Raw genomic sequence first — 15,506 nt, 5'->3', positions numbered from 1 at the left:
AATTAATTATACTTTAAAAGTTATATATTATAATATAAATATTACTTTTAATATAATAAAATAAATAAAATATTACTTTAGAGGTGTTTAAATGTATAATTTTTTGCCAGGAAGACAAGAATCTAATTTTGTTTTTATAGCATTAACAAAGCAAGGAATACAACTAATTCAAAAACTCACAACAAAGATCACAACTAAAACTACAAAAAAAACTCGTAAAAAAACATCCGAATTAACATTGGCGGATATTAATGTGCTTTTTTATATTCTCAATAATTTAACTTATGAAAATACTGCAACCATCCCACAACAAAAAATAATTTGTTCAGATTTAAATTTAAGTCAAAAGCAGGTTTCTATTTCTATTAATAAATTAATTGAAAAAAAAATTATTCTTAAAATTAATATCTCTAGGACTTACTTTATTAATCCAGAATTTTTTTATCTTGGTACTGATAAAAAAAACAAGGTAATTAAATGGGAAAATTTAGAAAAAAACACAACAAATAATTGAAGGCTCACTATCGTTGCTTAAACTAGGAAAAAGAAATATACATTAAAACAAAACTAGGGAACTATGCCTTTTAGAATGTTCCAATATCCGGAGTCAAGTTTGTTTAATCAAAACAAATATCTAAAAATGTATTGGCAGTCAGCTAACCGACAAAAAAAGGACGGATATTAGATCTGCCCTTTTTCATAACCAATTTTATTAACGTTTTATAAAAATAGAATAGCCGAGGAAAATAACTCCTATCACCAAAAACAAAAGTGAGAATGAACCAGATAATGCTAACTCAGTATTATTTACAACCAAATTAATAAATAGATCTTTTGCAAAAATTCCTAATAGCAATGCAATAATTTTTTTATTTCTGCTTTCTCTTTTTGCCTTTTACCTTGTCAATACCAATTATACTACCATACTATTAAGGCATAAATCCGATTGTTTAAAGGGTCACTGTCATAGACAAGTAACCAGTAATGACAATGAAATTAAAACATACAGTGAATAGTTAAAAGATTATTAGGATGAATATAATGGCTCCAGTAACTAACAATTGCTATTTACCAAGATCCGAATAAGGAAGTCAAGCATTGGGATTATACAGGTCTTAGAAAGAAGCTATATATGAAGCAGTAGATTATTTAATAAATTCCTTACCAAATGAAGATAAACGCAGATTAAAATTTTAAATTGAAACTTTAGAGGATAGAGAAGATAGAACGAGAGGCAAGAAATAATTATTGGATTATTTTTAATCATTATGCTATATTTAAATTATCGTTTACTGATTTTATTGGTCATGTGCATGGATCACATGGCCTTTTTTATATTGAATTTTTCCAATTTAGAATTATGTTCATAAGGATTTTATGATTATAGATCATTTAAAAAATGATTTATAAGTTAATCTTATTCAAAAAGATCTGAATGAGAACCAGTATCAATAAAGTGAATAAGATTCCCATCATATCTGTAAATTAATAGCCAGTCTGGCTTAATATGTAAATCACGCTCTGGCTTTCTATTAACCAAAGGGTGATCATTATAACATTCTTCTAACTTTTCATTACATAATAATTTATAATAGACATCTTCAAATTCTTCTCTTCTATAGCGATCCCCATTAAAATTTTCTTATAATTTTTTTAAAATTTCCGCTCAAAGACGGGTTTATAAAGATATTTATACATTTAATCCCCCCTTCGTAAACATATTTATTTATTTAACCAATCAAGACCTTCATTAGGATCATTAAATTCAATATAATCTTGGTTTTGATAGCCTTTTTTAAGCGTGTATTGGGCTGTGACACCTCAAAAGGATTCCACCAGCTTCAATGCATTTTTTTGCAAAAATACGGAATGCTTCTCCAGAAATTAAGTCCACTCTACTAAGAATTTTTTCAGATTCCTTTTTTCTTCATAATTCATTCTAAAATGTACTTGACTATTCAAAAAGGACACCTCCAGCGCTATGGTGCCATTTGGTATCATTAAAGACAAATACTTTACTTATAAATCATCTTATATTGAAGTTATTTCTTGATTCCAACTTGCTTATATTTGTCTGTATAAGATATTAAATTAATAATAAAACTACTTTTAAATAGTCGATATAAATTCATACATTCTACGCAACACAAATACTTAAATTTAAACTCTGAGCCAAATTTATTTTAAACAGCAATAAAATAATTAATCTAAAACTTAAATTCTTGCTCTCAGTGTAGATACACGCATAAAAAAGCCCCATTCTTTAGCAAGTTGGGCTTTTATTAATCATATATTTATTATTTTTTTAAGTTCTTGTTTTAATTAATAAAAAAGTAGGGACTTACATATGATGAATATACGTAATCCTCAATATTTATATGAAAAATCATATGCGAATCTAATTGTTAAAAGGCTTAGGAATTTCTATTAAAGAGACAGGGTCAACAGTAAAATTATCTTGAACTCTTACAAAATCAAGTTTTTTATCAGAAAAAAGTTTAGAAACATTATAAATGAATGATGTGTCAAGTTTAGTAGAAGAATCCCTTTTAAAATCTATGTCGGTACTAAGGAATCTAAATAAGTGCTCAGGATGTTTATATAACAACCAATAGTCAGAAAAATTCATTTGAAGAAAATTATCATATATAAAATGCCTAATATAGGAAAAAACATCATTTCCATTAGAATAATCAGGAATTTCTGACTTATATGTACTTTGGTACCTCGTTTCATATAAAACAGGTAAAACAGGGTCGTCATATACTATTTTATAAGTGTTAAAAGTAACTAATTCATTATTTAAGTTCCATATTATTTTATAATTTATGTCTTCTTTGTGTTTAGCACTTACCCAGTATTCTCTGAACAATGAAACAGCATATTCGAATTGTTTAGCTTCTATCATATTCATAATTATCACTATCCTTTATTTGAATTATAGCAAATTCATTTTAATAGCCTCTACTAATATACTTAGCAATATTTTCACTGTCCGGAAATAGAGTATCACTATTAATATTATATTTATCATCTAATTTTTTTAAAATTGATTCTTTTCTATTTGCTGGAATAATAATCGAAGACTCTTCAAAGGAAAACCTTTTTTTTATATCTTCATTAATATCAGCTTTAGTAAAATTTTCTGACTCTTCATATGGTTCAAAAAGGAAAGCACCCTCCTGAGCTTCAATTCGAGGATTATTAATACTAGGACTAACAAAAAACGGGTGAAGTAATGCTACAAAATCAATTACAGGATCTTTAAGTCTCATCTCTTTATTAATAGCAATGAGAAGGGATTGTATTTCTGGTGAACCATATAATTTATCATAAGCATTATTAACATTCGTAAAAATATCAACGGCTTTTCTATTAGTCTCTTCAATATAAGCATCTACATAAGCATCTACATCAATCTTAAAATCATTATAATTATAATAATTATAGATTTTTGTAAGAGTATTAGAGGGTATAAAAACATCAGCTTCAATGACATCCGACATATAATACTCAAATGGATGAGTTAAATTATCCTCTATACATTTTCTCTTAGATCTACAAAATAAAGAATAATACTTTCTAATATCAAAATTTATATCTTTTTTGTCTTTAGCAATGCTTGAAAATGAATCTCTTACAAATTTTTCAAACTCATGAATTTTATTGTAGATAAAGGATTTATCATTTTCAGTCATTAATGCTAAAGTAGCATCTAATTCAACTATATCATCCATATAATCATCATTACTATTATCATAATAACTATATACATTGGGAGAAAAATAATTATCATCATTTTGTTTTGTATTTGTAAAGCATATATCAATAATGCCGTCATCTTTATCGAAACAGCCATTTTTATCTGGTTGGCAAGCAAAATAAAGTGCAACCAATTTATTGACTGTGAAATCTAAAAGTCTAGTAGGTAAACCGAAATGTTGCATATAAGATAATCTAGAAAAGTTATTATCCAGTTTACTTAGGTCATGCATGTTCATATACGTACTAGTTAACGAATATTCATCTTTTTGTTGACGAAATAAACTGGCCAAATATCTAGTACTACCGTAATTCTTGTTCTGACCTCTATAAAGAACCATATTCTGTATAAGCTTCCCTTTTATATACCTCCCATCTAGATACTCGCGATTTGAAGGAAACTTGGATATAGAATTGGGTACTTCATTTAAATATTCATCAACACTATTAACTCTTTTTATAATAATTTCCCCTTCATGCAAGAGATTTTTAACTTCTTATCAATTTACTTAACATGATTATAGCATCTTTTACGAGGAAATTTTCAATAAATTTAATTTTTTTCTGGACTTTTATTTATAAAGTATGTTATAGTTGACGATTACCATAAAAGTGACACAATATCATAATTGACTTTATTTGAAAATCTTTATTAATAAAGTCATTTAAATACAGGTGGCTTCTTTTTTAGCATTATGCTATATTTAAATTATTATTTACTGATTTTATTGGTCATGTACATGGAGTACATGGCCTTTTTTGTATTGAATTTTTCCAATTTAGAATTACACTAAAGTTGTATTACATATTAAAGGAGGAAGTGCAATGTATCAGATAAGTAAGCGCTTAACTATCGCTGGAGCTTTTTTAAGCTTGGCTTGTGGCTTCTTGTTAACACAACAGCCGACTAAGGCCGCAACCACGTCACAGGCGGCTATACCAACAACGCAAGTAGTTAAAGCTAATTCTAATGTTATTGGCCAGGGTATTGATGGAACTTGTAAGTGGGATCTAGTTAAAGACGGTGACGAGGTAGTATTAACTATTCATACCGGTCAACTTGATCCTGGATATTTAGCTGGGAAAATAAGTATTGATTTTAGTAATGAGGTTACTAAGATAGTCATCGATCCAGATGTCATAGCACCCAAAGACTCAAGTAGCTTATTTGCCGATTTTAGCAATGTCAAAGAATTTGTAGGCCTTTCTAATCTTAATACTTCTCAAGTAACTAATATGAATGCAATGTTTGCAGATTGTGGTGCAAAAGAATTAGATTTAAATGGTTGGAATACTTCTAATGTTACTGATATGAGTAGTATGTTTTCAGAATGTGAAAAATTAGAAAAAGTCAATGTCAAAAGTTTTAATACTGAAAATGTTACTAACATGTCAGAGATGTTTTTCTATTGTCATCACTTACACATCTTAGACCTTAGCAATTTTAAAACTCCTAAGCTTGAAACTGCATATTTAATGTTTATTCAATGTCCACTGTATTATTTAGATATCAGAAATTTTGGTAATTCGAAATTTCATGATTATGATATGTTTCAAGGTTCATTTATATGTAAATTAACCGTAGGGCCTAATTTAACTAACGAGTATTTTCCACAACCTATTGAACTATTAGTATTTGATGACAATGGTATTAAAAAGGTTGTAACAGGAGGATATTGGACTGCTTTAAATGGACCAGACAAGGGTACTAAAATAGATTTTTCTGAAATGCGATATGTTAAAAGAGATCAGCCAGTAACATATATAATCGAAAATAAACCTCTAATCAATCCTTATAATGAATATAAAACTGTAACTAGGACTATCAATTTACACCTACCATCTGATTTTTATAATAATGAAATAGTAAGTTTTAAGCAAGAAGCTAAAATCCATCGGCAAGTAACTATTAATGATGATGAAACTAAAACATATGGTGAATGGTCAACAGATTACTGGGATGAATACAATGCTCCCGATATATTTGGTGGATCAAATCCAAATCCAGCCAAAGTAGCTAAGCAAATCGTAGATGGAAATACGCAAGATCAAACCGTAGATATTTATTATTAATAGTCATTTAAATAAAATAGCCCACCATTAGGTGGGTTTTTACGTTCAATCCTTTAAAAATTCATATTCAAAACTTATAAATGTTTCTGATACAGAAGCCTATCTTTAAGTTTTTGATAATTTAATATCCTCAGCTAGATATTTATTAATCTAAATTCGAATGTTAAAAGGCAGGAATAAAATTAATTGTTAAGCGTCGATGTGTTGCTTGAGCAATTTCGGATAGTACTTTAGTAGACACGTTCATTGATCCATTTTCTATTCTGGCAATAGTTGATTGTGGTTTACCGACCAACTTTGCAAATTCTCTTTGACTCATTCCCATATTTTCACGTAGTTCACGAACTTTAACTGACGCTTCCAGGTTAATATTTTCTTGTTCAACAAGTTGCGCAAAACCAGAATTACTTTTATTTCTTTCAATAATATATTCATCCATTTTGCTCATTATGCTCCTCCTTTTGTCTGAAGAATTGATTACGTCTATTACGGGCAATCTTTCTTTCACTTTCGGGGGTTTTCTGGGATTTCTTAGTAAAAGCATTAGTAATTACATACTTAGTCCCCTGAACCTGAAAATAAATTGCTCTTTGAATATTTGATGATCTTTGAGAACGAATTTCATAAAGATTGCTTTCAAGTTTTTTAATCCATTGTTGCCGCTCGGAAATAATGAGACCATATGTTTCGATATTTTAGATAGTTGCAATTAACTTAGCAGCATCTTTATCAGATAATTGATCTAAAAAAATTTTAAATTCATTCCAATCATAATAACTAAATTCCATTTTTTTCACAATTATATGATAGCTTATTTGCTATCAAAAAGCAAGATCTAAGCATTTAGATATGTTCATTCAATTTAATCAGCAGCTGATTTTGGTTTGCTACTAAGAGTGTAACGCCATATTTAGTAATTATTAAAATGAGACCTGAAGCTAAATTATAAGTTGCTCACTAGCTTTTTTGTATTGAATTTTTCCCATTTAGAATTACACTAAAGTTGTATTACATATTAAAGGAGGAAGTGCAATGTACCAAATAAGTAAGCGCTTAACTATTGCTGGGGCTTTTTTAGGTTTAGCTTGTGGCTTCTTGTTAACGCAACAACCAACTAAGGCTGCAACCACGTCACAGGCGGCTATACCAACAACGCAAGTAGTTAAAGCTGATTCTAATGTTCTTGACCAAGGTGTTGATGGAACTTGTAAGTGGGATGTAGTTAAAGACGGTGACGAGGAAGTATTAACTATTCATGCCGGTCAACTTGATCCTGGATCAATATTTGATAAACTAAAATACCATATTGATATTGAGAATACTAAGTTGATAATTGATCCCGGTGTTATAGCACCAAAAGACTCATTTGACTTATTTTCCAGTTTTCAGAATATTGTCGGACTTCCTAATCTTGATACTTCTCAAGTAACTGATATGGAGGATATGTTTGATGCTTGTGGGGTCAAAGAGTTAGATTTAAGCAATTGGGATACTTCAAAAGTTACGAATATGCGTTTCATGTTTGCAAGTTGTATGAATTTAGAAAAAATTAATTTAAAAAGCTTTAATACTAAAAATGTTACAACCATGCAATGCATGTTCTTTCAATGTACGAAACTACGCAAATTAGATCTTAGCAGTTTTGAAACGCCTAAGCTTGAGAATGCAGATGAGATGTTTGGTGGAGATGGTGACCATTTAGACTATGTAGATATGAGAAATTTTGGCAATCCAAAAAATTCACAAATCGGTGAGATTTTTATCCGTGGTTATATATGTAAATTAACATTAGGTCCTAATTTAGTTGATCAATATTTTCCTCAACCCCAACCCGGACAGATATTTGATGACAATGGTATTAAAAAGGTTTCAACAGGCTATAATTGGATTGCTTTAAATGGACCAGATAAGGGTGCTAAAAAAAATTCTGAGGAAATGGAGGATGTTAAAAGAGATCAGCCAGTAACATATATAATCGAAAATAAAGCTTTAAACAATTCTTATACTGAATATAAAACTGTTACTAGAACTATTAAAATCCATCCTAATATAGATAATGTAGATGAACCAGTAATTTTTACACAAAAGGCTACAATTCATCGGCAAGTAACCATTAATGACGATGGAACTAAAACTTATGGTGAATGGTCAAAAGATTATTGGGAAGAATATGATGCTCCGGTTCCAGATTGGGGAAGCCCAAGACCAGCCAAAGTAGCTAAGCAAATCGTAGATGGCAATACTCAAGATCAAACCGTAGATATTCATTATTAATAATCATTTAAATAAAATAGCCCACCATTAGGTGGGTTTGTATGTTCAATCCTTTTGTTTTGAATATAAGCCTCAGAACTCTCATATTTAGCCATATAAAGTATTAAATCAATTTTACAGTTAGGATATTTCAAGTTCTCTATACTTCCAAAATAAGTCAAATTCAGGATAGCAATATTAGTTAATTAAGATATAACTTATACCATAAATACATTAAAGTATAAGTTATACTATTTATTGGAATCCTACTTTATCAAGGAAACCACACTATAATAAAAGTATAACTTATACTTTTTATTTTTGATTATACCTTTAAGTTCCGAAACTCTTTTTCAATTTTTTCTTTTAAACTTTTCTTTATATCAGCACCTAGTTTTGTTTCAATGTAAGAATCGGCTAATGTATCTACAAGTTTATTAAACGATATACGTTTATTCTCATCAGCAAATTCAGTCATATAACTTTGCAAACATGCTAGTTTACTTTCCAATGCTGGAGCAATTTTCTTGGGGCGTGAGACTTTGTATCTTGGATCAGTGACTACAATTGGCCTTCCCTGTTTTTTTCTAGTTGGAGGATTAGTAGTATTGAGATCATTTGTTTTATATTGGCCGGAACTAAAATTATATGCTCCGTTAATATTAACTTCTTTTGGTTCATTTGTTGGTTTTTTAACTAATTGGTCAATCTTTTCTTTTTTTTCCGAAACAAAATTAAACTGACGTTTTTGAGCCATTAAAGTTCACTCCTTAAAAATTTTTCTCTAGCTTCAATTTCATTTAATATCTCATTGAAGCAATTATGGGCTTTGAAATCCCATTGATCGTAATTACCATTTTTATATTTATTTAAGTGTATACCTTGACGAGAGTATTTCTTTATCCTTTTTTGGTAGGTAACTACTGTTTTAGTAACAACGTCACCATATAGATTTTTGGCTTCGTTATATATTGTTTTATCCAAATCATCATCCGGCTCTAACATGCACGCAACAATGGCTATGACTTGCAAGCTAATATTATAACGTTCAACCATAAAATTTTGATAACTTATATATTTATTGACACCTATTAAGGATTCATCTTGTGTTTGAAAAGCTATAATACTATAGTCTGATGCAGCCATGGCATTATCAGAAAAAGCCGAAATAGTTGGAGGAACATCTATAAAGATATATTCGTAATCATTTTTTAATGGTTTTATTAAGTCTGAAATGAATGTAACTTGCTTTCGTTGATCGTGAGAATATATTCGGATGAAATCTGAAAAATTTTTAAAAGATGTGTCACACCCTATCAGGTCTAAATTATCATTTATGTTATAAATAATTTTATTTAAAGGAAAGTCAGATTCCAATGGATTAGTTTTAAAATTTAATTCGCCTTCATTACTGTGACGATCGAGAATGCAATCAGTAATTGTATAGTCAATATTAGCTATATTGCCTGTTCTCGCTAAAATAGTTGTAGCGTTGGCTTGAGGATCTAAGTCAATTACTAAAGTTTTTTTGTTTCTTAAAACAGCAGCATCATAAGCTAACATTGTAGTTATCTTTGTTTTACCGACTCCACCTTTAAAATTGCCAACAGTAAATGTTGTTGCAGTCATTATTAACCCCTCCATTCATACAAGAATGTATAACTTATACCATATAATTAAAGTATAAGTTATACATTTATAATTAAAGTATAACTTATACCAATTAAATAGTACAGTTTATTACTAATAAAATGCTGCTAGATTTTGTCCTTAATAGTCTGTTTAATAGGGAAGTCTACTTGCTATCAACTAAAGGCATTTGTTTAAAAATAAATAATATAAATAAAATACGTATAAATATATATCTTAATTGTATTATTTTATTTTAAAAATATATTAATTTATTATTTGAAATAAATTAATATATTTATTATATATAATTATATAAAAATGATATATAATATAAATAAATATATATTTTATATATAATAATATATAATTTTTATATAGTGGAGGATATACAATGGATACGGAAATATTTGCTTTAGACTTAGGTAATAAACAGACTAAACTAAAAAGTAGTAAAAAGACTTACATCTTACCTTCGCATTTTTTTGATGCTGAGAATTTTGGTGAAAATTTTGGAGTAGCAAAATCTAACACTCATCAGAGATTCCAGGTGCCGTTTTCTGATTCAGAATATATTTGGGGTACTGATATAGATGCTTTGCATTTGGATAATTACATGATTGACACCCTCATTCGAGGGAATAGATATGCTGATGAATCATTCAAATTGCTTGCTAATTTCTCATTAGGGCTTTTAGCGAATGATTTTGTTGAAGCTAAGGAAGGTATTTTAACGGTTGATGTAGTAACAGGAATTCCTAGCAAAGATTATTTTGACAAGGAACGTAAACAAACCTTAATGGATGTCTTATCCGGTCAACACCAAATTGATATTGATCAAAAAACAGTCACTGTTAAGGTTAAAAATGTTTATATAGTTCCACAGCCAATTGGCACACTCTATAATGAGTTATTAGGTTCTGATGGTGTAACTATCAAAAACGAAAATCTAATGAGCGATAAAATTGGCGTTGTTGATATAGGAGGAGGAACTATATTAATAGATACTATTTTGAATTTTCGGTTGATTGAAGATAGTAGTAAACAGATTAATACTGGTATTAATGATCTATATCAGTCCATTGCGTCTTCAATGAATGGGGAAGTTAGTTTATATAAAATTGCCGAGACTTTAAGGGCTGGTAATAAGAACCAAGAGTGGATATATTCTTATTCTAGGAATAATCAAATTAATATTACAGAATTGGTAAATAAAAAAATAAATTCCTTTACAAAGCTACAAGCTAATAAAGTAAACTCAACTTTGGATGATAAGCAAACAATAGATACGCTGTTGTTCACTGGCGGCGGTTCTAGTTTAGTTAATCGAAAGTTAATTCTCAAAACTTTCAATAACGCACAATTTGTTGAAGAACCAGAGTTAGCTAATGTTTTGGGCTTTTATAAATTTGGTAAAAATTATACTTCTGAAAATTGAGGTGAATATAGATGAAGCTACTAGTATCAGCTACCCTAAATGATGAAAAAATAATTGATCGAGAGATTATTGAGTTTTTTCAAAATAATCCAGAAATCTCACGTGCAAAATTTATTCGTAGTGCTCTATATCAAAAAATCAAAGCTCTGGAGACTAATACTACTCCTTCTAATAAAACAACAACACAATCTGAAAATGCCCCTAAGAAATTAAAACCTAGCGACGGCTTTCAACCTTAAACCAGCTGTGGCTGGTTTTTTTAGTAAGAAATTAACAAAAGAAAATACTACTTTCTATAATAAATAGGAATAAGATAATATTAAAAAATTTTTTTTAAAGGCAAATATTACCAAAAAATAAGGGAAAAAATTTTGTTTAGAAGATATCCTAATTAAAAAAATAAGAGCGTTAAAAGTTGAATATAATAATAATTGAATTTAGAGTAATAAAAATCACTATATTTTATCTTTTGAAAAATTGTTCTAATTTAGGATATTATGTATCCTTGATATGACAACATTTATCTAAAATAAGCATTGATAAGTATTTAACAAAAATAATATTACAACTAAAAAAGATGTCATATATATTTTTCTAAATTGATTTTATAATAAATATTATTAAACTAAGTTTTATAAATATTAAATTATTAAAAGGTAATATCTATTATTTAGATGATTTTATTATTCATTTTGAATAATAGTATATTACAATTATAATTTAAATTTAATTTTAGTTTAGCCTAGGCATATACGTATTTTTTGTAAAAATTTTCTTGCGATTATTAAATTATCAAATATCTCTGATTGTAAGGAAATAAACACTGTTTAATATAAAAAAAGAATATTACAAATTGTGTATACTGTCATATTAGTTTATTTAACTATATTTTTAAAGAATGCTGTTATATAAAGGAAAATCAATATTAATTTATACAATAGTAATATCAATTTAAAAAAATAAAATTGGCTTTAAGCCTCTCTAATTGCATATTACAATTATCTGCTTTGGTATTAATACTACTCCATTATGGTGTCAGTAAATTGTATTATCTCTTATATAAAATATAACTGATTAAAATAATCATATATTATATATTACATTTATTAGATGGTATTATAGTAAATTACTATAATAAATGTATTTATATGTAATATATTATTTAATAATAGTTAATTTAAATAACCCCTTTAATACCAATATTATATATAATTATAGTAATATGTTATAATATAAATGGAAGTTTTCTGTCATAATAACCATTGGATCTTACATTTATAGATTGAATTTTGATATATATATATTACATATGAATTATTATGTGATATATATAAAATAATATTTAGTAATTTAAAATAATAAAAATTATTGGAATATTAAATAATCTGTTTAGTATATATTACATTCAGTTTGATATGTAATATTTATATATATAAATTTATTTTTAAAATGTATTATTTAGAATAGTAATTAACAAAATAATTTAGTTTACTTGTAATATTCTAATATTTAAGTAAAAGTAATTCTAAATAGCAAGTTATAGATATTACATTTAAAATTTATTGTTATAATTGAAGTATATTACATTTAATTCATATAGTAATATATATTTTAATAATGAGGTAATATGATAAATACTTTATTATAAGAGTTTAAAGCATATATTTAATTTATTTGTCATATATAATAATTTTAATATAAACCGATTTAAATATAAATTATAAGATATTACATTGAAATATTATACTTTTTGGAGAGTTAAGGAGAAAATTTTTATGGTAGAAAATCCGATTATTATAGACGCTAAAGATTTAGAAGAGAGTAAAAGAAGAAAAATAGAATCTCATAGTTATAAAGATTTGGGTTATTCGCAAAAATTAACCGTGAGAATTCCTCAAAAGAACGCTTTTTATGTTCGTGTAATCAAAAAACGGTTAAACGTCCAGGCATCAGACATTTACCGTTACACTCTTCAAACTTTTATTGATATGAATTTTTCTAAGGGTAATGATGGTCGTTACTATAGAAAAATTAATCAAGCTGACTATCAAAAAAAAGTTAACCGAACATCCATTTGTTTCTTAGCTTCTAAAAAGCGTAGTAATGCAGTTCAAACAAAATGTAAAAGGTTAGGGATTACATTTAGTACAGCTTTTAATACAGCTTTATATAAGGTAATTGCAGAACAAAGAAAATAAGTTTTACTTAACAATCAAAATAATAGCAGTCTCTTAAAATGAGACTGCTATTTTTGTTACTTGTTTTTGCTGACATCATGATTTTATTTATCAAGATAAGAACATCAATATTACAGATAAAATTGCTCTTCTTGAACATCAATATTGCAGATAAAATAAATGTTATTAAAAAATATTTAGGCGGCAAACGACATCATTTATCTGAAGTTGGTCATCAATAAATGCTTCATCATTTATTCAGAAATAAAAAGCAAAACTTTTTCTTTTTCGCTTTTTTCGCCTCGCAAACGGGCGTATACGCCCTCACCACCAAAGAGTACCCGTAAAAACAAATGTTTTAACGGGTACTAGTCTTCACGCAAGTGCCGTTAAAATTTTTTGCCTTGAAAAATTTAAAAGTAGACAAAAAATTGAAACTTAACCACTTGCTTTCATCCCCCTTTGGTAGTCTCTTGCTTTGCGTCAAAAAGCGAAAAAGCTTTTGGCAGTTATAACACAAACATAGAAATGGGGTATAAAGTATGAATAACAGGAAACAACTGGCGCTATTAGTGACTATTAAAGCGAATAGAATGCCTTTAGGGGGTTTTGTTCTTAAATATGCACCTAAGGAGCGCAAAATTGGACTTTTAGACTTAGCGGCGTGTGTAAACGCCTTGAGTGTTAATGATTGGAGTACTGAAGATCAAGTTATTAATTATTTAAAAGACTGTTTAAATTTAGATGGTGATACCCGGTCGGTTTTTGGATTTTTTGGATTAACAGAAAATCAATCCTTGCAAGTCGTAACAAATGATGAAAAGGTGAAAGAACTTATAAATTTATTAAAACAAGATTTTATTTTAGAACATTTAGATATTGACGCGACAGGAGCTAAACCAGCAGATTCTTTATATAATAATAATTTTCAAAATATTAAGCTGAGTTTCTATGATAACAATTTAGAGCCTGCTAATATTTCGGATTATGTGCAAACTGTTTTTGACGTTCATCAACCTAATATGGGTCAGTGGCTCAGTCGTATAGTAACATTTTTAAACTTTTTTGGTGTTCATTTAGAAAAGCCTGATAAATGTTTGTTTGATAAAGATTACTTAAACGGAGTTTTGAGTTTAATGCAAGATGAATAATTAAAAAATGAGGTGAAAAAATGCGGAAATATCTTGACGATTTTATTAAATTACCCGTTGCAAAAATGGCGCAACAAATAGCCAATATGACTTTTTCTTATAAAGAAACGAAAGTGCCACCAGCACATTATAAGAAAATATTAAATAAAAGCTATGAAGAAATAGTGGAAGACAACATTGCGGTTAATCTTTTAAATATATATTATAAAACGGTTAAGCAATTAGCCGCAGAAAGCCCGCGTTGGTTTATGCAAGCGCTGATTTGTAATGATTTAAAAATCAATCCTGCAAGTATAAGCAATGAAGAATATCAGGCGTTGGAATTGGTTTATAGCCAGTACGCTGATAAAAAGCATGTAAAATTTGCTAATCAAGATATGGAAAATTTATTTAATGATATTTTGCGTAACGGCTCAAATGCTATATTAGAGCATGGTAGCGACTCAGATAAATTATAAAATTATTATGTATTAGAAAAGTGCTTTAAACCTTGATAAATTAGAGTTTAGAGTACTTTTTTATATATTATTTATAGTTTAATGACTAGTTCAAACCCCAGCGCGCCAGTAGTAAAGTTTCTTAAAAGCTAATATCCGACTTTTTAAGAGTTTTAAAAGGTATTCAGGTATATTTATATTCAAGACTCAATAAAATTTAATGATTGGGCAAAATGAAGCTTAAATTTGAGATTATTTTAAAGATCATTGTTAGTGGGGATTAAAACCCGAGTGAAAAGCTGTTGCTTGGGTTATTAATGCTAATCGTGTTATAATAAAGACATAAAAAGAGCCGGTGTTGCAATCACCAGCCCTTCTATGTAGAGCCGTTTAAGACGGTGACGTAGGGTTACTATTAAATAACCGCCAACTGCCAAAGTTTAGGGCGGTTATTTAATTTCACTTATTTTTGTTAATAAGTTCCACAACTAAAGCTATCAGCCCAATGGTAAAAGTACCAAAGGCCAGCATTAGCTGCAACGCATCCTTAACGGACACGAGGCTTCTCCTTTCTTTAGAATAGTAA

General features: G+C 28.3%; 14 protein-coding genes and 2 pseudogenes. 8 read left to right on the top strand and 8 right to left on the bottom strand.

Translation table 11 applies throughout. From position 1 onward, the window contains the following. Positions 1–91 precede the first annotated feature (91 nt). Positions 92–514 (top strand): replication/maintenance protein RepL, encoded by a 423-nt coding sequence (locus JG29_RS08235; protein ID WP_045923506.1) that lies wholly within the window; start codon positions 92–94, stop codon positions 512–514. A 903-nt stretch (positions 515–1,417) separates the two neighbouring features. On the opposite strand, the pseudogene JG29_RS08920 reads toward JG29_RS08235, so the two are convergent. The 3 genes and pseudogenes from JG29_RS08920 to JG29_RS08225 all read right to left on the bottom strand — a co-directional run bounded on the left by JG29_RS08920 (position 1,418) and on the right by JG29_RS08225 (position 4,244). After that, a pseudogene (locus JG29_RS08920) lies at positions 1,418–1,638 on the bottom strand (type II toxin-antitoxin system YafQ family toxin). Positions 1,639–2,398: 760 nt separating this feature from the next. Further along, the gene (locus JG29_RS08230) at positions 2,399–2,914 is read right to left on the bottom strand and encodes a hypothetical protein (protein WP_045923505.1); all 516 of its coding nucleotides are present in this window, start codon (positions 2,912–2,914) and stop codon (positions 2,399–2,401) included. Between the two features lie 40 nt (positions 2,915–2,954). Next, complete coding sequence (locus tag JG29_RS08225) at positions 2,955–4,244, bottom strand: FRG domain-containing protein (RefSeq protein WP_045923504.1); 1,290 nt, start codon at positions 4,242–4,244, stop codon at positions 2,955–2,957. Positions 4,245–4,587: 343 nt separating this feature from the next. Between JG29_RS08225 and JG29_RS08610 the strand changes: the two genes are divergently transcribed. Next, the gene (locus tag JG29_RS08610) at positions 4,588–5,835 is read left to right on the top strand and encodes a BspA family leucine-rich repeat surface protein (RefSeq protein ID WP_052696351.1); all 1,248 of its coding nucleotides are present in this window, start codon (positions 4,588–4,590) and stop codon (positions 5,833–5,835) included. A gap of 163 nt (positions 5,836–5,998) precedes the next feature. On the opposite strand, the gene JG29_RS08215 is transcribed toward JG29_RS08610, so the two are convergent. Then, positions 5,999–6,283: a helix-turn-helix domain-containing protein gene (locus JG29_RS08215; protein WP_045923503.1), complete on the bottom strand. Its 285-nt coding sequence runs from the start codon at positions 6,281–6,283 to the stop codon at positions 5,999–6,001. Then, positions 6,267–6,632: pseudogene (locus JG29_RS08210) on the bottom strand (type II toxin-antitoxin system RelE/ParE family toxin). Before JG29_RS08210 ends, JG29_RS08215 begins: the two are co-directional and overlap by 17 nt. A 235-nt stretch (positions 6,633–6,867) precedes the next feature. Between JG29_RS08210 and JG29_RS08205 the strand changes: the two are divergent. Continuing rightward, complete coding sequence (locus JG29_RS08205) at positions 6,868–8,109, top strand: BspA family leucine-rich repeat surface protein (protein ID WP_045923502.1); 1,242 nt, start codon at positions 6,868–6,870, stop codon at positions 8,107–8,109. Between the two features lie 304 nt (positions 8,110–8,413). Here the strand turns inward: JG29_RS08205 and JG29_RS08200 are convergent, their stop codons facing one another. Continuing rightward, a complete protein-coding gene (locus tag JG29_RS08200) occupies positions 8,414–8,845 on the bottom strand; it encodes a hypothetical protein (protein WP_045923501.1) in 432 nt (143 codons plus the stop codon). Beyond that, positions 8,845–9,717: a ParA family protein gene (locus JG29_RS08195; RefSeq protein ID WP_045923500.1), complete on the bottom strand. Its 873-nt coding sequence runs from the start codon at positions 9,715–9,717 to the stop codon at positions 8,845–8,847. The genes JG29_RS08200 and JG29_RS08195 overlap by 1 nt, the downstream gene beginning before the upstream one ends. Before the next feature lie 394 nt (positions 9,718–10,111). Here JG29_RS08195 and JG29_RS08190 point away from each other — a divergent pair, with 394 nt between their 5' ends. The 5 genes from JG29_RS08190 (at position 10,112) to JG29_RS08170 (ending at position 14,941) form a co-directional block, all read left to right on the top strand. After that, complete coding sequence (locus tag JG29_RS08190; protein ID WP_045923499.1) at positions 10,112–11,155, top strand: ParM/StbA family protein; 1,044 nt, start codon at positions 10,112–10,114, stop codon at positions 11,153–11,155. Between the two features lie 11 nt (positions 11,156–11,166). Next, on the top strand, positions 11,167–11,394 hold the full coding sequence (locus JG29_RS08185) for a hypothetical protein (RefSeq protein ID WP_045923498.1): 228 nt from the start codon (positions 11,167–11,169) through the stop codon (positions 11,392–11,394). Between the two features lie 1,536 nt (positions 11,395–12,930). Further along, positions 12,931–13,353, top strand: coding sequence for a hypothetical protein (locus tag JG29_RS08180; protein WP_045923497.1), 423 nt, complete (start codon positions 12,931–12,933; stop codon positions 13,351–13,353). 521 nt (positions 13,354–13,874) lie between these two features. Further along, complete coding sequence (locus JG29_RS08175; protein WP_045923496.1) at positions 13,875–14,483, top strand: hypothetical protein; 609 nt, start codon at positions 13,875–13,877, stop codon at positions 14,481–14,483. Between the two features lie 20 nt (positions 14,484–14,503). Further along, a complete protein-coding gene (locus tag JG29_RS08170) occupies positions 14,504–14,941 on the top strand; it encodes a hypothetical protein (protein ID WP_045923495.1) in 438 nt (145 codons plus the stop codon). Between the two features lie 438 nt (positions 14,942–15,379). Here the strand turns inward: JG29_RS08170 and JG29_RS08940 are convergent, their stop codons facing one another. After that, complete coding sequence (locus JG29_RS08940; RefSeq protein WP_045923494.1) at positions 15,380–15,478, bottom strand: putative holin-like toxin; 99 nt, start codon at positions 15,476–15,478, stop codon at positions 15,380–15,382. Between the last annotated feature and the right edge of the window lie 28 nt (positions 15,479–15,506).

It is taken from the genome of Bombilactobacillus mellis (assembly GCF_000967245.1).
Taxonomy (GTDB): Bacteria; Bacillota; Bacilli; order Lactobacillales; family Lactobacillaceae; genus Bombilactobacillus; species Bombilactobacillus mellis.
Note: the sequence above shows the minus strand (reverse complement) of the source record. Positions and strands in the feature narration are given on the sequence as shown.